This window comes from Candidatus Sodalis pierantonius str. SOPE, assembly GCF_000517405.1.
GTDB lineage: Bacteria > Pseudomonadota > Gammaproteobacteria > Enterobacterales > Enterobacteriaceae > Sodalis_C > Sodalis_C pierantonii.
Window position 1 is genome coordinate 225,182 of record NZ_CP006568.1, and the last position, 20,651, is coordinate 245,832.

Annotated in this window: 11 protein-coding genes and 9 pseudogenes; 8 read left to right on the top strand and 12 right to left on the bottom strand. The window is 56.4% G+C overall.

The genetic code is table 11. The annotated features are described in order from the left end of the window. The first annotated feature begins 19 nt into the window (after window positions 1-19). The 3 genes and pseudogenes from SOPEG_RS25835 to SOPEG_RS29045 all read left to right on the top strand — a co-directional run bounded on the left by SOPEG_RS25835 (window position 20) and on the right by SOPEG_RS29045 (window position 2,145). Complete coding sequence (locus tag SOPEG_RS25835) at window positions 20-598, top strand: ATP-binding cassette domain-containing protein (protein WP_025244023.1); 579 nt, start codon at window positions 20-22, stop codon at window positions 596-598. Then, a pseudogene (locus SOPEG_RS30340) lies at window positions 487-1,287 on the top strand (ATP-binding cassette domain-containing protein); the annotation flags it as partial. The gene SOPEG_RS25835 and the pseudogene SOPEG_RS30340, both read left to right, overlap by 112 nt. Beyond that, window positions 1,261-2,145 carry a phosphoribulokinase gene (locus SOPEG_RS29045; protein ID WP_051419983.1) on the top strand — a complete coding sequence of 295 codons (885 nt, stop codon included), beginning with the start codon at window positions 1,261-1,263 and terminating at the stop codon, window positions 2,143-2,145. The pseudogene SOPEG_RS30340 and the gene SOPEG_RS29045, both read left to right, overlap by 27 nt. 106 nt (window positions 2,146-2,251) lie before the next feature. On the opposite strand, the pseudogene SOPEG_RS01300 reads toward SOPEG_RS29045, so the two are convergent. Then, window positions 2,252-2,651: pseudogene (locus SOPEG_RS01300) on the bottom strand (OsmC family protein). A 317-nt stretch (window positions 2,652-2,968) separates the two neighbouring features. Between SOPEG_RS01300 and crp the strand changes: the two are divergent. Then, window positions 2,969-3,601: a cAMP-activated global transcriptional regulator CRP gene (gene crp, locus SOPEG_RS01305; protein ID WP_011412109.1), complete on the top strand. Its 633-nt coding sequence runs from the start codon at window positions 2,969-2,971 to the stop codon at window positions 3,599-3,601. Window positions 3,602-3,653: 52 nt separating this feature from the next. After that, window positions 3,654-5,730: pseudogene (locus SOPEG_RS01310) on the top strand (YccS/YhfK family putative transporter). Window positions 5,731-6,006: 276 nt separating this feature from the next. Here SOPEG_RS01310 and istB read toward each other — a convergent pair. From istB to ppiA, 8 genes and pseudogenes are all read right to left on the bottom strand, one after another. Continuing rightward, entirely contained in the window at window positions 6,007-6,756 is a 750-nt protein-coding gene (gene istB / locus SOPEG_RS01315) for an IS21-like element ISSoEn3 family helper ATPase IstB (RefSeq protein WP_025244026.1), read from the bottom strand. Window positions 6,757-6,767: 11 nt separating this feature from the next. Continuing rightward, a pseudogene (istA, locus tag SOPEG_RS01320) lies at window positions 6,768-8,318 on the bottom strand (IS21-like element ISSoEn3 family transposase). Window positions 8,319-8,542: 224 nt separating this feature from the next. Then, window positions 8,543-9,766, bottom strand: coding sequence for a bifunctional acetylornithine/succinyldiaminopimelate transaminase (argD, locus tag SOPEG_RS01325; protein WP_025244027.1), 1,224 nt, complete (start codon window positions 9,764-9,766; stop codon window positions 8,543-8,545). Between the two features lie 116 nt (window positions 9,767-9,882). After that, complete coding sequence (locus tag SOPEG_RS01330; protein WP_038468034.1) at window positions 9,883-10,464, bottom strand: aminodeoxychorismate synthase component II; 582 nt, start codon at window positions 10,462-10,464, stop codon at window positions 9,883-9,885. A 176-nt stretch (window positions 10,465-10,640) separates the two neighbouring features. After that, window positions 10,641-11,201, bottom strand: a pseudogene (locus tag SOPEG_RS01335) (putative adenosine monophosphate-protein transferase Fic); the annotation flags it as partial. Window positions 11,202-11,209: 8 nt separating this feature from the next. Then, window positions 11,210-12,418: an IS256-like element ISSoEn2 family transposase gene (locus tag SOPEG_RS01340; protein WP_025244030.1), complete on the bottom strand. Its 1,209-nt coding sequence runs from the start codon at window positions 12,416-12,418 to the stop codon at window positions 11,210-11,212. A 95-nt stretch (window positions 12,419-12,513) separates the two neighbouring features. Beyond that, window positions 12,514-12,681: a YhfG family protein gene (locus tag SOPEG_RS23785; protein WP_071882110.1), complete on the bottom strand. Its 168-nt coding sequence runs from the start codon at window positions 12,679-12,681 to the stop codon at window positions 12,514-12,516. 530 nt (window positions 12,682-13,211) lie between these two features. Beyond that, window positions 13,212-13,786, bottom strand: a pseudogene (gene ppiA / locus SOPEG_RS01345) (peptidylprolyl isomerase A). A gap of 299 nt (window positions 13,787-14,085) precedes the next feature. Here ppiA and tsgA point away from each other — a divergent pair. Together tsgA and SOPEG_RS01355 are read left to right on the top strand one after the other, a co-directional pair. Further along, complete coding sequence (gene tsgA / locus SOPEG_RS01350) at window positions 14,086-15,270, top strand: MFS transporter TsgA (protein WP_025244031.1); 1,185 nt, start codon at window positions 14,086-14,088, stop codon at window positions 15,268-15,270. Between the two features lie 291 nt (window positions 15,271-15,561). Further along, a pseudogene (locus tag SOPEG_RS01355) lies at window positions 15,562-16,360 on the top strand (HoxN/HupN/NixA family nickel/cobalt transporter). Window positions 16,361-16,543: 183 nt separating this feature from the next. Here SOPEG_RS01355 and SOPEG_RS01360 read toward each other — a convergent pair. Next, window positions 16,544-16,804 (bottom strand): YjiS-like domain-containing protein, encoded by a 261-nt coding sequence (locus SOPEG_RS01360; RefSeq protein WP_038468037.1) that lies wholly within the window; start codon window positions 16,802-16,804, stop codon window positions 16,544-16,546. Between the two features lie 158 nt (window positions 16,805-16,962). Here SOPEG_RS01360 and SOPEG_RS01365 point away from each other — a divergent pair. Next, window positions 16,963-18,431 (top strand): annotated as a pseudogene (locus SOPEG_RS01365) (aminotransferase-like domain-containing protein). 12 nt (window positions 18,432-18,443) lie between these two features. Here SOPEG_RS01365 and SOPEG_RS01370 read toward each other — a convergent pair. Together SOPEG_RS01370 and trpS are read right to left on the bottom strand one after the other, a co-directional pair. Next, window positions 18,444-19,464: pseudogene (locus tag SOPEG_RS01370) on the bottom strand (amidohydrolase family protein). Between the two features lie 181 nt (window positions 19,465-19,645). Further along, window positions 19,646-20,650 carry a tryptophan--tRNA ligase gene (trpS, locus tag SOPEG_RS01375; protein WP_025244033.1) on the bottom strand — a complete coding sequence of 335 codons (1,005 nt, stop codon included), beginning with the start codon at window positions 20,648-20,650 and terminating at the stop codon, window positions 19,646-19,648. Between the last annotated feature and the right edge of the window lies 1 nt (window position 20,651).

Consider the following 20,651-nt stretch of genomic DNA (forward strand, 5'->3'; position numbering starts at 1 on the left):
ACTCTAACGACGGCGCTTTATGATTGTTTTCTCCTCGTTGCAGATTCGTCGCGGTACCCGCGTACTGCTGGATAACGCCACCGCCACGATCAACCCAGGGCAAAAAGTCGGGTTGGTCGGCAAAAACGGCTGCGGCAAATCCACGCTGCTATCGCTGTTGAAAAAAGAACTCAGCGCCGACGCCGGCAGCGTCAGCCTGCCCGCGAACTGGGCGATGGCCTGGGTTAATCAGGAAACCCCCGCTCTTGACGTGCCGGCACTGGAGTATGTTATCGATGGCGACCGGGAATATCGTCAGCTTGAATCTGAATTACTTGTTGCCAATGAAAAAAATGATGGTCATGCCATCGCCACGCTACACGGGAAACTGGACACCATCAACGCTTGGACCATTCGCGCCCGCGCCGCCAACCTTTTGAGCGGTCTGGGCTTCAGCCAGCCGCAGCTGACGCAGCCGGTGCGTGCTTTCTCCGGCGGCTCTGGCGCATGCGCCTTAATCTCGCGCAAGCCCTGCTGTGCCGGTCTGATCTGCTGTTGCTGGACGAGCCGACCAACCATTTGGATTTGGATGCGGTCATCTGGCTGGAAAAGTGGCTAAGAAATTACCCGGGTACGCTTATTTTGATTTCCCACGATCGCGATTTTCTCGATCCTATCATCAATCGGGTGCTACATATCGAACAACAGACCCTAAATGAATATACCGGCAACTACTCGTCGTTCGAGCAGCAGCACGCCACCAAACTGGCGCAGCAGCAGTCGCTCTACCAGCATCAGCAGGAAAAAGTGGCGCATTTGCAGCACTACATCGATCGCTTCCGCGCCAAGGCAACCAAAGCCAAGCAGGCGCAAAGCCGCATCAAAATGCTGGAAAGAATGGAGCTTATCGCCCCAGCGCATGTGGATAACCCCTTTCAATTCAGTTTCCGCGCGCCGGAAAATTTGCCCAATCCGCTGCTCACCCTGGAAAAAGTCAGCGCCGGCTATGGCGATAACCTGATTTTACGCTCCATCAAGTTCAACTTGGTACCCGGTTCACGCATCGGTCTGCTGGGACGCAACGGCGCCGGTAAATCGACGCTTATCAAGCTCCTGGCCGGAACCCTGCCGCCACAGTCGGGGACGGTGTCGCTGGCGAAAGGCATCAAGCTTGGCTACTTCGCCCAGCACCAGTTGGAGTTTTTGCGCGCCGATAAAACGCCGCTGCAACACCTGAGCCGGCTGGCGCCAAAGGAGTCTGAGCAATCGCTGCGCGATTTCCTGGGCGGCTTCGGCTTTCAGGGCGACAAAGTCACCGACCAGACGGCGCGTTTTTCCGGCGCCGGGACCACGACCACCAGCCTGGCTTTTCGCAAAATCTTTCAACAGTTGAACATTCGCGCCGCGGAGTTGGAAGGCGATAGCTTTCACCACTTCACCCGGCCGGAAATGGATTTGGCCATTCGTAAAGCGCTCGATTTAGGTCGGCACGTGAGTTATTTCGGCCCGGATGCGAATAACTTCGATCTTCTGGAAAGAACGTTTTATCACTATGGGGAAAGCGGACGCGGGCAGGCGCGCAAATATTTGCATACCTACGACGAAGCGGTTCCTTATAATCAGGTCCCCGGCACCTTTACCCCCTGGCAGCCCCTGCCGGAACCTACCGACGTCCTATTCTACGAGGGGCTGCACGGCGGCGTTGTGACCGAGCATAATGACGTTGCGCGGCACGTGGATTTGCTGGTGGGGGTGGTGCCGATAGTCAATCTGGAGTGGATCCAGAAATTGATGCGCGATACCAACGAACGGGGCCACTCCCGCGAAGCGGTCATGGATTCCGTGGTGCGATCCATGGAAGATTATATCAATTTTATCACGCCGCAATTTTTCCGTACCCATATCAACTTTCAGCGGGTGCCGACGGTGGACACCTCCAATCAGTTCGCCGCCAAAGCGATCCCGTCGCTGGACGAAAGCTTTGTGGTTATTCACTTTCGCGGCCTGGACGCCATGGATTTTCCCTATTTACTGGCGATGCTGCAGGGATCTTTCATTTCCAATATCAATACGCTGGTGGTGCCGGGCGGCAAAATGGGTTTGGCGATGGAACTGATCATGGCGCCGCTAGTCAAGCAATTGCTGGAAGGGAAACAGATTCGCTAAGCGGCTTCACGCAGGCGCCGCGCGCGGGAACGACGCGCGGCGCCAATCGGGTGAGGCATTATGCGGCTTAGCGCCGCGCCCCGGCAGTCAAGCGCGCCCCGCGCGATCAGTCGAGGCGACGTACCTCAAAGCTGTGGGTGATACTGGCGGCTTTACCCAGCATCAGCGAGACCGAACAATACTTTTCCGCCGACAGCGCGCTCGACGATCTTATCCGTCAAATCGCGGCCGGTGACGATAAAATGCAGATTGATTTGGATAAACAGACGCGGCGCTTCCTCGCGGCGCGTCGAGGTTAACTTGACCTCACAGTCGCGCACATCGGCGCGGCCCTTTTGCAGAATCGAAACCACGTCAATAGCGCTACAGCCGCCGGCGGACATAAGCAGCATTTCCATTGGGCTTGGGGCCTTTTCGCCGCTGTTGCCATCTATGATAATCTGGTGGCCCGAGGCGGATTCGCCGATAAAAGACAGCCCTTCTACCCACTTTACTCGCGCTTGCATATCGTTAACTCCTGATAATATTCTTTGTGAAAGACTACCTTTTTGCCGCCAAACTGGCAATGTAACCGCAGATGCATCATGCTGAAGCGAGACAACACAAGACAGTTTCTTAAAGCTATGCTAAAAAACAAGGCAGGATCGAACTCACCGACAGTGAAAGAGCAAGAGAGCGATCGAAACGTCACCAACATTGGACCCTGATAAATTCCCTTGCGAGGTTCCGTTTATGAACGGAACGACATCATAATAACACCTTACCTTACAGGGAATACACCGTTCCTAAACAGGGCGGCGATGACAAAAGAGGATAACAGCGAATGGTTCTCGGCAAACCGCAAACAGACCCGACTCTCGAATGGTTCCTGTCTCATTGCCATATTCATAAGTATCCATCGAAGAGTACGTTGATTCACCAGGGTGAAAAGGCAGAAACGCTCTACTATATCGTCAAAGGCTCCGTCGCAGTGCTTATCAAGGACGAAGAAGGCAAGGAGATGATCCTCTCCTACCTGAATCAGGGCGATTTTATCGGCGAACTGGGGTTGTTTGAAGAGGGGCAGGAGCGCAGCGCATGGGTGCGGGCGAAAACGGCCTGCGAAGTGGCTGAGATATCCTACAAGAAATTTCGCCAGTTGATTCAGGTCAATCCCGACATTCTGATGCGTCTGTCTTCACAAATGGCCAGCCGCCTGCAGGTGACCTCAGAGAAAGTCGGCAACCTGGCTTTCCTGGATGTGACTGGGCGTATCGCGCAAACGTTATTGAATTTAGCCAAGCAGCCGGACGCCATGACTCACCCGGACGGTATGCAAATAAAAATCACCCGGCAGGAAATCGGCCAAATAGTCGGCTGTTCACGGGAAACGGTCGGCCGTATTTTGAAAATGCTTGAGGATCAAAATCTCATCTCTGCCCACGGTAAAACCATTGTCGTTTACGGAACCCGCTAATCCCCTTTCACCACGGGCATGGTCAGGACGGCCATGCCTTTTTAGCTGACTTATGTGGCGCAGACTCATCTACCACCCTGAAGTGAATTATGCCCTGCGGCAGACCATTGTGCTTTGCCTGCCGGTCGCCATCGGACTGATGTTCGGCAGCCTGCAGCAAGGTCTGCTGTTCTCGCTGGTGCCCGCCTGTTGCAACATCGCCGGGCTTGATCAGCTCCATAAGCGTTTCTTTAAGCGGCTGGTGGTCGGCGGCTCGCTGTTCGCCCTGAGCAGTATTTTCATCCAGCTGCTGTTGGCGCACGGCGTGCCGCTGCCGTTTGTCATACTGGGGTTGGCGCTGCTGTTCGGCGTCAGCGGCGAAATAAGCCCGCTACACGGCCGCTTGCTGCCGGCATCGCTGATTGCCGCGGTATTTACCCTGGGGCTGACCGGCAATGTGCCGCTTTGGCTGCCGCCGCTGCTCTATCTGGCAGGGACCGCCTGGTATGGGCTGTTTAACGCGCTGTGGTTCCGGCTATGGCAAGAGCAGCCGATGCGCGAGGCGCTCAGTCTGCTCTACCGCGAACTGGCGGATTATATCGAAGCGAAGTACAGTTTGCTGACTCAGCATACCGATCCGAACAGTGCGCTACCGCCGCTGTTCGCCCGCCAGCAGAAGGTCATCGACCAGATTGCCCAAGTGTATCAGCAGTTGCATATGCTCTCGGCCAACCATCTCAGCCAGTACAAAAGACTACTGCACGCCTTCCAGGTCGCGTTGGATCTGCAAGAGCATATCACGGTGAGTCTGCATCAGCCGGATGAAGTGCAAAAGCTGGTGCAGCAAAGCCACGCCGAGGCGGTGTTGCGCTACAACGCGCGTATCGTCGCCCCCGGCTGCGCGTCCTGGCGGACGATATTCTCTATCATCGCCAACCTGACCGGTTTGCCGCGGATGCCGGCTTGTCGGCGCTGGAAAAAATTGCCCGCCACCATCCGGATAACCCGGTAGGCCAGTTCTGCTATTTCCATTTCAGCCGCATCTATCGCCTGTTGCGTTCCCAGCGCCCCCTCTATCGTCGCGATGTGATGGCGGATAACCAGCAGCGGTTGCCGTTCTGGCCGGCGCTTGCGCAGTTATTGCTCCTTGAAATCGATGGCGCTGCGTAACGCCGCCCGCCTGGGCCTCATGCTGGCGGTCGGCAGCAGTTTGGGCCTGGTGTTCAATCTGCCGAAACCTTACTGGATCCTGATGACCATCATGTTTGTCAGTCAGAATGGTTACAACACGACCCGGGTGCGTATACAACATCGGGCGCTGGGTACCCTGGCTGGTCTGGTGATTGCCGCGGGTACGCTTCAACTAAAGATGGGCGACGGCGTCATCCTGACCGACATGCTGGTGGTGACTCTGGCCGGCTATTTGGTACTGCGCAAAAATTACGGTCTGTCGATGACCGGTATGACGGTGGTGACCGTGTATACCCTGCAATTGTTGTCGTTGAACGGCGCGCATTTCCTGCTGCCGCGGCTGGTGGACACCTTGATTGGCTGTATGCTGGCCTTTGGCGGCACGCTGTGGCTGTGGCCGCAATGGCAGAGCGGGCTGTTGCGCAAAAACGCCCATCAGGCGCTGGAGCGGGATCAGGAAGCGTTGCGGCTGCTGTTGCAGCCCGCCCCCGGCGCGCCCGCGCTGGCTTATGCCCGCATGCGGGTCAACCAAGCGCACAATGCCTTGTTCACCTCCTTAAGCCAGGCGATGCAGGAGCCGGGGTTCAATTCCCGCTATCTGAGCGATATGCGCTTATGGGTCACCCATAGTCAGTTCATTGTCGAACACATCAACGCCATGACGACGCTGGCGCGCGATCACTATATGCTGACCGATACGTTGGCGGCCAGACTATCTGGCCTCTTGCGAGGTGGCGCTGCAAAGCTGTCAGCAACGGCTGGAATATGACGGCCCGAGCACCGAAAATCCGGGTATTTTCAACACTGATGGCCCGCAGGATCAGGCGGTGACGCTCATGGAACGTCATTTGCGGCGCATATTGTTCCATCTCTGCGTGATGCATACGATTTCGTCGGTGGCGTGGCCGCAGCACGGTTTTTGGCTCGCGAGCCGTTTGCGCGATACGCCGCCAAACTAGCGCCGTGGCCGGCGAGAGGGCAAAACCGCCTCAAGCCGGCGGAAGGACAGTACTGGCACAGACCGGCTGATAGCGATGGCGTCTTGATAAACGTCCCTGATGCCGGGGTTGAAAGCGCAGCGCCGGACGCGTGAAAAACCGCCCGCGCAGAAAAGCTGCAGATTCCGACGTATCCGATCAGCTGTTCCGGCGACATCCGATCAGTTATTCCGATATTTTCCGATCACCCATTCCAGTGATATTCGATCACGTGTTCGCACATCTTCTGACTCGAGTTTAGTCTATTTTTCCTGTGCTGGCTACTCCTTGCTCTTTGCGTAGTGATTCGCCTTTAAGTTCCAGTCTATAGCTGGGGTGTACTAACCGATCGAGTAACGCGTCAGCTGTCGTGGGGTTTTCTATCAGTCCATACCATTTTTTCACCGGCAGTTGACTGATCAGGATGCTGCTGCTTTTGTCGTAGCGATCTTCCATCACCTCCAACAGCATCGTTGCCTGCATCGGACTTATTGATTCTAGGCCCACGTTGTCCAAGATCAGTAACTCTATTTTTTCTAACTGCTTAAGCTGTTTTAGATAGGTCCCGTTTACCTGACACTGGTGAAGATGGGCCAGCAACCGACCCACTCGCCAGTAACGCACGCTATATTGCTGCCGGCATGCCTGCTCACCAAGCGCACAACTGAGCCAGGTTTTGCCCGTACCTGTCGGCCCCGTGATGAGTATGCTTTTCTGATATTTCAGATATTGTCCCCCTAGCAGATCTCGCATCTGTTCCGGTGTCACTCCTCGGCTAGGGATATAACGGATATCTTCCGGTTTTGCCTGCAAGCGCATTTGCGATTGCCGTCGCATACGGAATATGTAGTTGTTTTTTCTATGCAAATTTTCCGCTTCTACCATCAGCGACAACCGCTCCTCGAACCCCAGCTCCCCATAACTCCCCGGGAGTTCGCGTTGCGTCTCCAACGCCTGGACCATTGCCGACAACTTCAGCTCTCGCAGAGCCATTAACAGTGTATCCATATTTATTCTCCTTAGTGATAACTGTCCGGACCTCGGAGGTTTTCGTGAACCAGCATTGATACGCCGGCTCCGTCCTGGGTGACCTCACTTTCACGACCGTGTTTCAATACGTTGGCTATGAAAGAGCGGTTAATGCACCCTTTCTCCAACGCCAGCGCGCAGGCCTTCTCCAGTCGCGTCGTCTCATAGCGCCGTTGCAGATTGAGTAGCCCCAGCACGGAGCGGTAAGCCTGCTCCGGATGGGCTTTGCTCTTTTGGATGGACTCGACCACTTTCAGTGTGCACACACCCACCGACAGAGCCCAACTGCACAGCCTTTCCGGCGTCCACTGACTCTGCCCCTTATGGTTAGCCGGCATGTGCGCCGCCTGAGTCGTGTGCCTATAGGCATTATCGCTGCGAGGGTGCGTAGCCACGCAGACGCCCTTATGGTGGATTTGCACCAGCCGTTGGGTGGCGATGACGTCAACGCGCTCGCCAACCAGCGGATGCGGCACCGAGTACCAGTTTTTGCCGTAGTCTATGTGGTAATCAGGTCCCACTCGGGCAACGAGATACTCACTGTATTCCCATTGTGTGGGCGGTAGAGGCCCAAGAGCCGGTTTGTCCAGCTGCTCGAAGCGTTCAAGGCGACTTTGTCCGCCGTAATGACGCATCGGGCGCAGATTCAACTCATGATTGAGTTCTCGTATCACCTGGTTGAGTTCGGCCAGCGAGTAGAACCTACGTTTACGCAACCGGGCCAAAACCCAGCGTTCTACCAGCTGCACAGTTGATTCTGCCTTCGCCTTGTCTTTCGGTTTTCACGGGCGCGCCGGTAGCACCACTGTCTCATAGTGATTTGCCAGCGCCTGGTAGCTCTGGTTTATGACCGGCTCATAGCGGTCAGGGGTGCTGACAGCGCTGCGCAGATTATCAGGTATCATCAGCTCCGGAACCCCACCCATGAAGTGCAGGCAGCGGCTATTGGCGTTGAGCCACGATGCCATGTCCTGGCCTTCGCAGGCTTCGATATACGCATAGCCTGACACGCCCATGGCAGCGACGAAGATAGCGACCTGGCGTACGCTACCGGTCGCAGGGTTGACGATAGGTACGGTGGGGCCACAGAAGTCGATGAAGAGCTTTTCGCCAGCCTTGTGCTCCATGCGCATGGAACGCCGCTGCTTCTTTTTCCAGTCACGGAACAGTGCACAAAACTGTGAGTAACCGAGGGCATCACCGCCCACGGCGGACTGATATTCCATCCAGAACAGCTGCTTGGTCATGCCCTTGCGGCTTAACTCGGTATCGATATCAAGCCAGCTGGGTAAGGTATTGATAACTTTTCCGGATTTGCCGGGATAGAGCAGGCGGTCGAGGTCGACGGGGGACAGTTCCGCCGGCAATGGCCAGACCAGGTTAGCTACCGTGAATCGGCCGAGGATATCGTGCACGGTAGTACAGCCTATGCCGAGCGCTGCTGCGATAGTGCGATTCGAGCGACGCTGCTCGAATTTCATACGTAAGACATTAATATAGATGCACATTTCCGTTCTCGCTTTCTTCTTTTTACGTGCCATGCCATGCCCCCGGAAGCTAAAAGTCTCCAGAGTATGGCGGAACAGAAGATGAGCGATCGGACAGAATCGGAATCGCTGATCGGGCGACCGGAATCAGTGATCGGATGAAATCAGAATTAGTGATCGGGTGAAATCGGAATCAGTGATCGGATGTGACCGGAACCAGCAAAAGCGGCGGACGACAGGAACGCCGATGCGGCGCCGGCGTTCCCGTTGTCCCTCTGTCAGGCCGCGCCCGTCACCTGCACCACGGCTTTCTCAAACCGCGCCAAGCCCTCGTCAATATCGGCAAACGTCACCACCAGCGACGGCGCGAAGCGAATTACATCGGGGCCGGCATTGAGAATCATGAGCCCTTCCAGGGCGGCGGCATGCAGAAAATCCCGCCCCCGCCCCTGATAGCGCGGCGCCAGCTCCGCGCCAAGCAGCAGTCCCATACCGCGCACCTGCGTGAAGACCTGATATTTTTCGTTAATGTCCTGCAGCGCTTGGATGAAACGCTCGTGGCATTCGTTGATACCGGCCAGCACCTCGGGAGAGTTGATCACGTCCAGCGCGGCTTCCGCCACCGCGCAGGCCAGCGGGTTACCGCCGTAGGTCGTGCCGTGGATGCCAACGGCCATAGCCGAGGCGATATTTTCGGTGGTTAGCATCGCGCTTATCGGAAAGCCGCCCCCCAGCGCTTTGGCGGTGGTGAGAATATCCGGCTGCACGCCATAATGCATATAGGTGAAGAGTTTGCCGCTGCGGCCCATGCCGCATTGCACCTCATCCATCACCAACAGCGCCTGGTGCTTATCGCACAACGCCCGTACGCCGCGCAAAAACGCCGGCGTCGCCGGGGTTATGCCCCCTTCCCCCTGGATCGGCTCCAGAACGATAGCGCAAGTGTGATCGTCGATAACGGCTTTTACCGCATCAAGATCGTTGAACGGCACATGGACGATATCCGCCGGTTTCGGCCCAAAACCGTCTGAATACTTCGGCAGCCCGCCCACCGACACGGTGAACAGCGTGCGGCCGTGGAAAGCGTTATGAAACGCAATGATTTTGGTCTTACAAGGACTATGGCGGGTAATGGCGTAATGGCGCGCCAGCTTGAACGCCGCCTCATTCGCCTCGCCGCCGGAATTGGCGAAAAACACGCGATCGGCAAAGGTGGCATTGATAAGCTTACGCGCCAGGCGCAGCACCGGTTCGTTAGTGAAGACGTTGCTGGTGTGCCACAGCGTTTCCCCTTGGGTTTTTAACGCCGCCACCATCGCCGGATGACAGTGCCCCAGCGCGGTGACCGCGATGCCGCCGGAAAAATCGACATACTCCTTGCCCTGCTGATCCCAAACCCGGCTGCCTTTGCCTTGCACCGGAATGAACTGGGCGGGTGCATAAACCGGCAAGATGACCTGATCGAACGTTTCCCGGGTAACTGCGGCATCGTCTGTTTTCATAAGGCGTTTACTCTGTCTAATGTGAGTTGAAAAATAAAAATATAGTCATAGAATATGAATAAAAAATCACACCCAAGTCAAGCGCTATCGCCAGCGAAACGCAAATTAGACCGCCATTAGCGGTCGAGAAAATTCGCTAGCAACCGGTGACCTTGTTCACTCATGATGCTTTCAGGATGAAACTGTACACCCTCCAACGGCAGTGAGCGATGGCGGATGGCCATAATTTCATCCGGTTCTCCCTCGCGCTGGCTCCAGGCGGTTACCGCCAGGCAGGACGGCACGCTGGCCGCGTCAATCACCAGCGAGTGATAACGTGTTACCGTCAGCGGCTGTGCTAGATCGGCAAATACCCCTTGACCATCGTGGCGAATAACGGAGGTTTTGCCGTGCATGACTTTACGCGCACGGACAATGCGGGCGCCGAACGCTTGCGCGATGGCCTGATGCCCCAGACAAACGCCCAATATGGGCAGCTTGCCGGCAAAATGACGGATAGCGGCCAGGGAGATACCGGCCTGGTCCGGGGTCCCCGGGCCGGGGGAGATGACCAGACGCGCCGGCGCCAGCCGCTCGATATCCGCGATATCCAGACTGTCATGGCGGCGCACCATCACCTGCGCCCCCAGCTCACAGAAATACTGATAGAGATTCCAGGTGAATGAGTCGTAATTATCGATTATTAGCAATCCATTCATAATACTCCTTGAAACATAACCTATTGCGCCTTTGCCGCGACGTCGTTGCGCGCCGATTGACGCCGAACCTTGATGAGCAGCGAGTGTATGACAACGGCGGCGACGTGACTACGACCATTGCCGCATTGTCCGGGATACAAAGACGAAAAGACAGGACGTCGACCGCGCCCGCGGTATCTGGTTATCGGAGCTGAATCGCCAAACGCGCCGGCCTGATTGGCGCGCAGCCAGTCCTGCTGGTCGAGGGGATGCCAGTGAATATCATAGCCGGCGTGAATAATCAGCTGTTCAAAGAAAATCCGCTGAGCGCGCCCGTTTCCCTCGCGGAAGGGATGTAACATATTGATATCGACATAAAAGACCGCCAATTGGTCACAGAACGGCTCAAACGGCAGATCGCGCAGATAATCCTCTTCTTCCAGCCGCTGCATCACCGCGTTTCCTTCTGTTTCCAGATAGGCGAAGTGACAAAAACGGATATCGTTCTGATAAATATCGACGCTGCGCAATTGGCCCGCCCAAGGATAGATATCTTGGAAAAGCGAGTGGTGAATGGCGCACAGCCAAGGCAATCCCATGTTGGCGGGCCCCAGCGCCAACGAGGCGGCGCGCAGCGCGGTCAACGCCAATTCCGCTTCCTGTAGCCCCGCGGCTTCATGAATGTTCAGGACGTTGCGCAGCACCTTCAGACCCGGATAAAAATAGGGATCGGACCCTGTACACGATTCTGTGTAAATGCCTTTTCTCAGAAGTGACCGTCCAGGCGGTCACCGAACTCGATAATAAAGCGGCTCATTGCCATGCGCCAGTCCCTCAAAGGCATTGTCCATTTCTGTGAGGCCGCCTGTATCGCCAGCCACACCACCTTTTTCACTGCGTCGTCGGTCGGGAACACCTTGCGCTTTTTGATGGCATGCCGGATCACGCTGTTTAACGACTCGATGGCGTTGGTCGTGTAGATCACCTTGCGGATGTCCGTTGGGTAGGCAAAGAACGTGGCCAGATTGGCCCAGTTTGCCTGCCAGCTTCGACTTATTTGCGGGTAGCGGATGTCCCAGGCACTGGAGAACGCTTCCAGCGCCTGCAAGCCGGCTTCTTCCGTAGGGGCCTGATAGATAGCTTTCAGGTCGCGGGTGACGGCCTTGTAGTCCTTCCAGGAGACGAACCGCAGGCTGTTGCGCACCATATGTACGATACACAGCTGGAGCCGCGCCTCCGGATACACCGCGTTAATAGCGTCAGGGAAACCTTTCAGCCCGTCTACGCAGGCGATAAGGATATCGTTCAGGCCGCGGTTTTTCAGCTCTGTCAGCACGTTCAGCCAGAACTTTGCGCCTTCATTTTCGGCCAGCCACATACCTAGCAACTCTTTCTGGCCTTCGATGTTGATGCCCAGCGCCAGGAACACAGATTTGTTGATGATGCGGCTGTCCTGCCGGACTTTTAGAACGATACAGTCAAGATAAACAATGGGATAGACTGCATCCAGAGGCCGGTTTTGCCATTCGACAACCTGCTCCATGACCGCATCGGTGACCTTTGAGACCAGCGCCGGCGAGACATCGGCGTCATACAGCTCTTTGAACGCGGCGGCGATCTCGCGGGTGGTCATCCCTTTGGCGTACAACGATAAAATCTGGTTATCCATCCCGGTAATCCGGGTCTGGTTCTTCTTCACCAGTTGCGGTTCAAAGGAACCGTCACGATCGCGCGGAGTACGCAGCGCCAGCGGGCCATCGCCAGTGGTAACGGTTTTTGTGGAATAGCCGTTGCGGGCGTTGGTCCCCGGTTTAGGCTGATTTTTATCGTAGCCGAGGTGATGGGTCATTTCGGCATTGAGAGCTGCTTCGACGCTGATTTTTTTCAGCAGCCGATCGAAGTGACTGAGATCTTCAGGGGTTTTGAGATTTTTGGCCAGTTCGTTAGCCAGAGCCTGCAACTGTTTTTCGTCCATAAATTAACCTGTTTTTGATGTTGGATTGAACATATCAAAATCAGGCAAATACACAAATTTCTAAACAGGCTCAGGGATCGCGGTCGTCGCCGATTTTATCGTTCATAATGCCTCCTCAGCTCGTCCAGGCGTGCGGATAGCGCTTCGCCTTCCAGCGTAACCGGCGCAATGTCATAGCCTTCGAGCCGGGTACTGGCGCAAAAATTTTCATTCCGTCGCTTTGCAAATAGCCGCGCTTTTTGCTTTTCGGTCATTTTTTTCATCAGCCGCTCCTGTCAGACGCTGCCGGTTTCCTGGAAAGAATAAGTATAACGTGCATTAGCGGCTTCGCCGTGAAGGGCGCGGAAGGCTGGCGCGCACCGCCCAAGAGAGGAATGGCGGATCCTGGCGGGTTTTCGTGGCGGGAGGAGGCGGGAAACCGACTGGCGGTTAGGCATTTCGGGGTGAGAAAAACACCCTACGCCCCTCGCTCAGAACAGGCGTAAGTAAGAGAGACTCCCGTGGATCAAACGCCTATCAGCGCCTGCACGATGCCCGGATCGTCTGCCGGACAACGCCGGCACGATATCGCGGGTCAGCGGGGCACGCTCGGCAACACGTTGGGCCGCCTGCCGCCACCACATCGCGCGCCATCGCACACCAGAAGCCGTACGGCATGGAGGGTCGAACGCCGGGCGCCCTAAACGAAGTATTATCAGGCGCCTGAAGCCGTAAACCCCAGGCCTCACCCCGAAGAGGCGAATAGCGCGTAACGCCATGGGACGTTACGCGTCAATGCCGTCAGGCGACGGGTTTAGGGCAAGACTTTGGCGGAAAGAATGACAATCGGCTTAACCGGCACGTTCTGGTACGGCCCCTCATTCTTGGTGGGCACTTGAGCGATTTTGTCCGCCACCTCGATACCTTTTACCACCTTGCCGAAGACGGCATAACCGAAATCGCGCTGGCCGTGATCGAGGAAGGCGTTGTCGGCCACGTTGATGAAAAATTGGCTGGTGGCGCTGTCTTTATCGGCGGTACGCGCCATGGCGATCGTGCCGCGGGTATTGCGCAGGCCATTGTCGGCTTCGTTTTTAATCGGCGCCTGGGTCGGCTTTTGCGACATGTCCTGGCTGAATCCGCCGCCCTGGATCATGAAACCAGGGATCACGCGGTGGAAAATAGTGTTGTTATAAAAACCGCTATTAACGTATTGCACGAAGTTTTTCACCGAAACCGGCGCTTTGGCGCTGTCCAATTCCAGCTCGATGTTGCCTGCTGAAGTGGTCAGCAGCACATGGGAGTCCTGTGCCGCGGCGCATAAGCACCCGAAGAGCAAAATGTCAGGGTAAGCAAGGTAGCAGCGGTCGCCAGAGAGCGTTTGAGCATAAGAATTCCTTTTAAGAGATAAGGCCACAGGAAGCGCTTAGATTTTAAAGAGCCGCTTTCGGCAGTGCCAGCCATTTACCTTTTTTTACGTAACGGAGTATTTACGCCGGCGCCGGCCAAACTGTGATGAGGCGCCCATCCTTTTCACCTACCGCCGGGAAGAATATTATCTGCTAGACATTTAACAGCAAATAATAAATAAGCCATGATAGTATCGCGCCTCCCGCGAGCAAGCAGGGTGATATCCGTTTCCAGACCCGTTTTTCACCGGTAGTCATCAGACTAGAACTAGGTTTACAATGAATCAAAACAACAAATTAAGACTAACATGGATTAGTTTTTTTTCTTATGGGCTAACCGGCGCGCTGGTGATTGTCACCGGCGTGGTACTGGGCAACATCGCCGACTACTTCCAGTTACCCCTTTCCAGTATGAGCAATACCTTTACTTTCCTAAACTCAGGCATTTTAGCGGCGATATTTCTCAATGCCTGGCTGATGGAGATAATTTCCCTGAAACGGCAGTTGATGTTCGGCTTTCTGCTGATGGTGTTGGCGGTCCTGGAGTTGATGAGCGGCCATAATCTGACGGTATTCTCCCTGTCGATGTTTGTACTGGGCGTGGTCAGCGGCATTACCATGTCTATCGGCACCTACCTCATCACCCATCTGTATGCGGGACGGCAGCGCGGCTCGCGCCTGTTGTTTACCGACTCGTTCTTCAGTATGGCCGGTACCCTGTTTCCGATGCTGGCCGGCGTGCTGCTGGCGCGCCATATCACCTGGTACTGGGTTTATGCCTGTATCGGCGTGGTCTACGTGGTGATTTTTGTCCTTACCCTGCTGTCCGATTTCCCCGCGCTGAAATCCCGCGCCACCGCCGGCCAGACGCTGCAAACCCGGGAGCCCTGGGGACCGGGCGTGGCGCTGCTGGCGCTGGCCGCGCTCTGTTATATTTTGGGTCAGCTGGGTTTTATTTCTTGGGTACCGGAATACGCCACGACGCGTTTCCAAATGGATATCCAGCAGGCCGGCGGATTGGTCAGTCATTTCTGGACCGCTTACATGGTCGGAATGTGGGTCTTTAGCGCTCTGTTGCGGTTCTTCGATTTGCAGCGCATCGTGACCGTGCTTGCGGCGCTTTCGGCGGCCTTCATGTATCTGTTCATCCACGCCGGCGATCCCGCCTGGTTGCCCTGGTGTTTGCTGGCGCTAGGTTTTGTTTCCAGCGCGATTTATACCACCATCATCACGCTGGGATCGCAGCAAACCCGGGTGACATCCCCCAGACTGGTCAATTTCATCCTGACCTGCGGCACCATCGGCACCATGCTAACGTTTGTCGTGACCGGCCCCATCGTAGCCCGCTATGGCGTGGGCGCGGCGCTGCAAACTTCCAATCTGCTGTATGTTACGGTATTCATTCTGTGCCTGCTGCTGGGTTTCGTTAGCCGCCATCGCACCCATAGTCAAGCGATCGTCTGATGTTGCGCGCCGGCTTGTCAATCAAGCCGGCGCCGGAGGCCCTCGCCGCGGGATAGTTTGACCGTGCATGTGTTATCACTCAACATCATCTGTTTGTTCACTTATCTCTGTCATGTCATAGTAGGCCCGCGCACCGGCTGGGGTAGGATCGGCCTTGCTAGCAAACGTTTGCGTAGAGAAGGGCCGACAGCTGCGCCGGTCCACCGTCGCCCTGGCGGCCTGACGCCCTATGCGCCCTCGCGCCGGGGGCGCGAACGTTAACTTATCCCTGTCTATAAGGACCTTGTGAACATGACCGGATCTTCCCCCACCGTTTCCCGCGCCCCGCTATTGTTGGCGGCGCTGATTGGGGCCAATCTGTTCAGCTGGACCTGGGCGCTGCTCGCTTTTGGACACAATAGCGCCCTTATCGCCGCCATCGACACCGTAACCCGTCAAATGATGCAGCAGGGCCAGCGCCCGACGGGGGTAGGGGCTTTTTTTCCCTGGGACACTCTACGATTGTCATTCTGGCCACCTTGGCTATCGCGCTGACGGCTTCCGCCTTCCAGGACCACATGGGTTGACTGCATACCTACGGCGGGCTGATGTACCGCCCGCTTGGCAAACTGTTTCGGCTGATGCGTAAAAGCTGGCATATGTACCTGGTGGGGTTTTTATTCGGCCTGGGATTTGATACCGCCACCGAAATCGGGCTGCTTGGCTTGTCAGCCGCCGGCGCGTCGGCGGGCATTGCCATCTGGTCGATAATGGTCTTCCCGGCACTGTTCGCCAGCGGCATGGCGCTGGTGGATACCCTGGATAATATGATGATGATCAACGCCTATGGCTGGGCGCTGGATAAGCCGCAGCGCAGACTTTATTACAATATGTCGGTCACCGCCACCTCGGTACTGGTGGCGCTGGTGATAGGCGGGCTTGAGGCGGCGGGACTGCTGGTGGAAAAGTTCGATCTGCAGGGCGGCTCGTGGCGTCCCTTAATGATCATTTGGGCAACGCCGGTGTTGTGGTAATTGGCCTGTTCGCCGTCTGCTGGGGCATTTCGGTGCTTAACTACCGCTGGCGGCGCTACGATCAGCTGCCCATTTGATTCTCTCGCCCGACGTGTGACACATCGTCGGACGCGTCCCACCGCTCGTCGTCAATAACCTCTGTTCGCCAAGGCTCGTCCAGGGCGACCGAGAGCACCTTTTGGTTAAACGACCTGGCGGGGTTACCGCTAGCGCCTGTGCGCCATGCCTTCCGAATGTCCCCCCGCCCGCCGTTGGCGCTTTCAGCGCCGCCGGGCGCGCCAATTCTGATGCAGCGCTTCGTTATAGTGATGAATATCACCACGCGTTAGACCAATATCCCGTAATTGGTCGTCGCTGAGCGCTAACAGGATCTGTTTGTCGCGCCGATAGAGCCGCCAGCGGCGTAACCGCGCCCAACCGCGGCGTACAAAGCCTGACCAACCAGGGGTGGCAGGGCGGGCGACGGGGTCGGTTGCCGCCGGTATTGAGGCGATAAGGCATTGCGGTGACGTTTTCATCATAGCTCCTGTGGCTGGGGTGACAGGAATATGATGGAAGATTGTCCTATTACGGTACAGATTCAGAACTGCACTATTTTAATCATACAGATTGCGAATAATTAAACTGTAATGGTAATCTAGTGCGCGATCTGTGCCGGTTTCTTCGCTTTATTGGCCATCTGTATGAGGCATGTAAGACCCGTTACCATCGTCTGGCCGATATCATCGGCGACCGCATCAAACAAGGCCTATACAACCGCGGCCAGCGGCTGCCCTCGGTGCGCGCGCTGAGCGTGGAACATGGCGTCAGCATCAGCACCGTGCAGCAGGCCTATCGGAATCTGCAGCACCGGCAGTTAATCACCGCCCGCCCCAAATCCGGCTATTTCGTCTGTCAGCAGCACGGGCTGCCGGCGCTGCCGGAGATGTGCCGACCCGCACAGCGAGACCGGTGGAAATTTCACAATGGGATCTGGTATTGCAGCTCACCCGCACCCGCAGCGCGCGCGATGTCATTCACCTCGGCCCCGACGTCACCGCCAATACCTTGAAACCTTTGCGTAAATTGTTGAGCCGCGTGGCGCTCCACCCGGATCTCCGCAGCCTGCATTATGATGAATTAAGCGGTTCCGCTCCCCTGCGCGAGCAGATCGCGCGCCTGATGATAGACAGCGGTAGCCATGTGGCGCCGGAGGGTGTCATCACCACCACCGGCTGCCACGAAGCGCTGTCGATCGCCATCCATGCGTTATGTCAGCCGGGGGATATTGTGGCGGTGGACTCCCCCAGCTTTCACGGCGTCACCCAAATTCTGAAAGGTTTCGGCATGAAGGCGCTGGAAATTCCCACCGACCCCCTCACCGGCATCAGCCTGGAGGCGCTGGAACTCGCCCTCGAGCAATGGCCTATCAAGGCTATCCAATTGACCCCCAATTGTAATAATCCACTCGGCTATTTGATGCCTGACGCCCACAAGGTGGCGCTGTTGACGCTGACGCAACGCTACGATACCCCCATAATCGAAGACGACGTTTACGCGGATCTTGCCTATCACTATCCCCGCCCGCGGACGATCAAGTCCTTTGATGAAGACGGCCGGGTGCTGCTATGCAGTTCATTTTCCAAAACGCTGGCGCCGAGCTTGCGTATCGGCTGGATCGAACCGGGACGCTATATGGAGCAGGTATTGCATATGAAATATATCGGCACCGGCGCCACCTCCACGCAACCGCAGTTGGCCATTACCGAATTTCTGCGCCAGGGGCACTACCTGAAACACGCAAGCCGGATGCACGCCCGCTATCAGCTAAATCGCGACATCATGACGGAATGGGTGCAGCGTTATTTTTCGGCGGGAACTAGGATAAGCCGGCCGCAGGGGGGATTTTTGCTGTGGGTAGAGTTGCTGCCGGCGTTTAATACCCTGCGGCTGAACCGTCAATTGGAGAACAAAGGCGTACAAGTGGCGGTGGGGCCCATTTTCTCCGCTTCCGGGAAATACCGCCACTGCCTGCGGCTCAATTACGCCAATCGCATGACACCGGCTATTGAGGCGGTGGTAAAATGCATCGGCGAAACGGTAGCGCAGCAGTTGGAAGCCTGCGCCTTGCTGACCCCGGCGGCGGAAGCGGCACAGGATGGGCAATAGCCAGCGATCCTTTTAGCGGAAATTCACGCTCTCCGGCTCCTGCAAGCAGAGCATCGATTGCGACGGTGGAGTGTGTGCTATCACCCGCCCGCGGCAGATAACATAGCGCGGCGGCGTCTGGCGCCGTACGGCATCGAAACCATTTTCCGCCGGCAAGATCAACAAATTGGCCTGATAAGCGCATTTGATGCCGTACTCGCTCAGGTTGAGCGTCCGGGCGCCGTTGCCGGTAATCAGGTTCAACCCGTTATTAATCTGCTCATACCCCATCAATTGGCATACGTGCAGGCCCATATGCAGCACCTGCAGCATGTTGCCGGTGCCGAGAGGATACCAGGGGTCAAACACATCATCATGGCCGAAACAAACATTGATGCCCTGCGCCAGCATCTCTTTCACGCGAGTGACGCCGCGGCGCTTGGGATAATCATCGAAACGGCCCTGCAGGTGAATATTCACCAGCGGATTGGCAACGAAATTGATGCCCGACAGTTTCAGTAGGCGGAACAGGCGCGCCCAGCCGCAACGCCTCCTCCAACAGGGCCTCGCCGTCCGGGAAAGAGAGGATCCCCTCCTGGGGAAACGCCGCCAGTTGTAAATCCACCCAGGGCGCCGCTTCCTGCTTGACTTCCAACAGCGCTTTTAACGACGTCAGCGACGGATCGGAGACGTCCACATGGCTGCGTACGTGCTGAATGCCGTTTGCGATTTGCCATTTCAGCGTCTGCCAGGCGCGGGTTTTGACATCCTCGTGGGTCAGCTCGGCCTTGCGCTCCGCCCAGCGGGCAATCCCTTCAAACAGCGTGCCGGACTCATTCCAGCGCGGGTCGCCGGCAGTTTGAGTGGTATCAAGATGAATATGGGGTTCCACAAAGGGCGGTATCGCCAATCCACCCTCGGCGTTGAGGACCCCTTCGCCGTCCCGCTGGCCGTGATTTTGCGGTGCCAGACGGCGGATGATTCCCTGCTCGAGGGTGATTTGCCATAAACCTTCACGCCAGGGCAGCCGGACGTGACTGATAGTTTGCTGCAGGGGATTAGGCACGGGTTACCTCACTTTTATCAGGGGCCTGAATGATAGATAGCGTAACCGCGGCAGAATGACAACCGCTTAAAATTCATTACCTTTGCCGGGAGGGGCAGAAAAGCATGGGAAAAGGCGCGCCGACCTGAGCATAGCGGCATCGGACTGGCGCGCGAGGGGTGTGCATCACTCAGGGTTTGGCGACAAAGCCCACCGTTTCATAGACCTTGGCCAGGGTCACGCTGGCCTGAGCGCGGGCTTTCTCCGCCCCGTCGCGCAGGACCTGATTCAGATAGGCCTCGTCGGCGCGTAGGGCATGGTAGCGGGCCTGTAACGACGTCAGCATTTCCGACACCGCATCCGCGACGGCGGTTTTCAGATGGCCGTACATTTTGCCGACAAACGCCTGCTCCAGCTCAGCCACCGGCGTGCCGGTCACGCCTGAAAGAATATCCAGCAAATTGGAAACACCGGGTTTCGTCACGGGATCGTAGCGCACCACCGACGGCTCGTCGGAATCGGTTACCGCGCGCTTGAGTTTCTTGACCACGGATTTCGGATCTTCAAGCAGAGTTATCACGTTATTGCGGTTATCATCCGATTTCGACATCTTTTTCGTCGGATCCAGCAACGACATCACCCGTGCGCCAGACTTAGGAATAAACGGTTCCGGAATGGTAAAAATGTCGCCATACAGCGCATTAAACCGCTTGGCGATATCGCGGCTGAGCTCCAAATGCTGCTTCTGATCTTCCCCAACCGGCACCTGATTGGTCTGGTAGAGCAGAATATCCGCCGCCATCAGCACCGGATAATCAAACAGCCCGGCGTTGATGTTTTCGGCGTAACGGGCCGATTTATCCTTGAACTGAGTCATCCGGCTCAGTTCGCCGAAATAAGTGTAGCAGTTCAACAGCCAGCCCAGCTGGCTATGCTCCGGCATGTGTGACTGAATGAAAACCGTACTTCTGGCGGGATCGATACCGCAGGCTAGATACAGCGCCAGAACGTCCAATGTCGCCTTGCGCAGCTGCTGGGCATCCTGACGGGCGGTGATGGCATGCAGGTCAACGATACAATAAATACAGTCATAATCATCTTGCATACTGACCCACTGACGCAGCGCACCCATATAGTTGCCAATGGTCAGTTCCCCTGACGGCTGCGCGCCGCTGAATACGATGGGCTTACTCATT

Excerpts from the sequence above, each read along its gene's own strand:
- istB (WP_025244026.1), bottom strand. The coding sequence starts at position 6,756 with ATGGATACACTGTTAATGGCTCTGCGAGAGCTGAAGTTGTCGGCAATG.
- SOPEG_RS23785 (WP_071882110.1), bottom strand. The coding sequence starts at position 12,681 with ATGAAAAAAATGACCGAAAAGCAAAAAGCGCGGCTATTTGCAAAGCGA.
- SOPEG_RS01360 (WP_038468037.1), bottom strand. The coding sequence starts at position 16,804 with ATGATGAAAACGTCACCGCAATGCCTTATCGCCTCAATACCGGCGGCA.
- tsgA (WP_025244031.1), top strand. The coding sequence starts at position 14,086 with ATGAATCAAAACAACAAATTAAGACTAACATGGATTAGTTTTTTTTCT.
- crp (WP_011412109.1), top strand. The coding sequence starts at position 2,969 with ATGGTTCTCGGCAAACCGCAAACAGACCCGACTCTCGAATGGTTCCTG.
- SOPEG_RS01330 (WP_038468034.1), bottom strand. The coding sequence starts at position 10,464 with ATGAATGGATTGCTAATAATCGATAATTACGACTCATTCACCTGGAAT.
- trpS (WP_025244033.1), bottom strand. The coding sequence starts at position 20,650 with ATGAGTAAGCCCATCGTATTCAGCGGCGCGCAGCCGTCAGGGGAACTG.
- SOPEG_RS01340 (WP_025244030.1), bottom strand. The coding sequence starts at position 12,418 with ATGGACGAAAAACAGTTGCAGGCTCTGGCTAACGAACTGGCCAAAAAT.
- SOPEG_RS25835 (WP_025244023.1), top strand. The coding sequence starts at position 20 with ATGATTGTTTTCTCCTCGTTGCAGATTCGTCGCGGTACCCGCGTACTG.
- argD (WP_025244027.1), bottom strand. The coding sequence starts at position 9,766 with ATGAAAACAGACGATGCCGCAGTTACCCGGGAAACGTTCGATCAGGTC.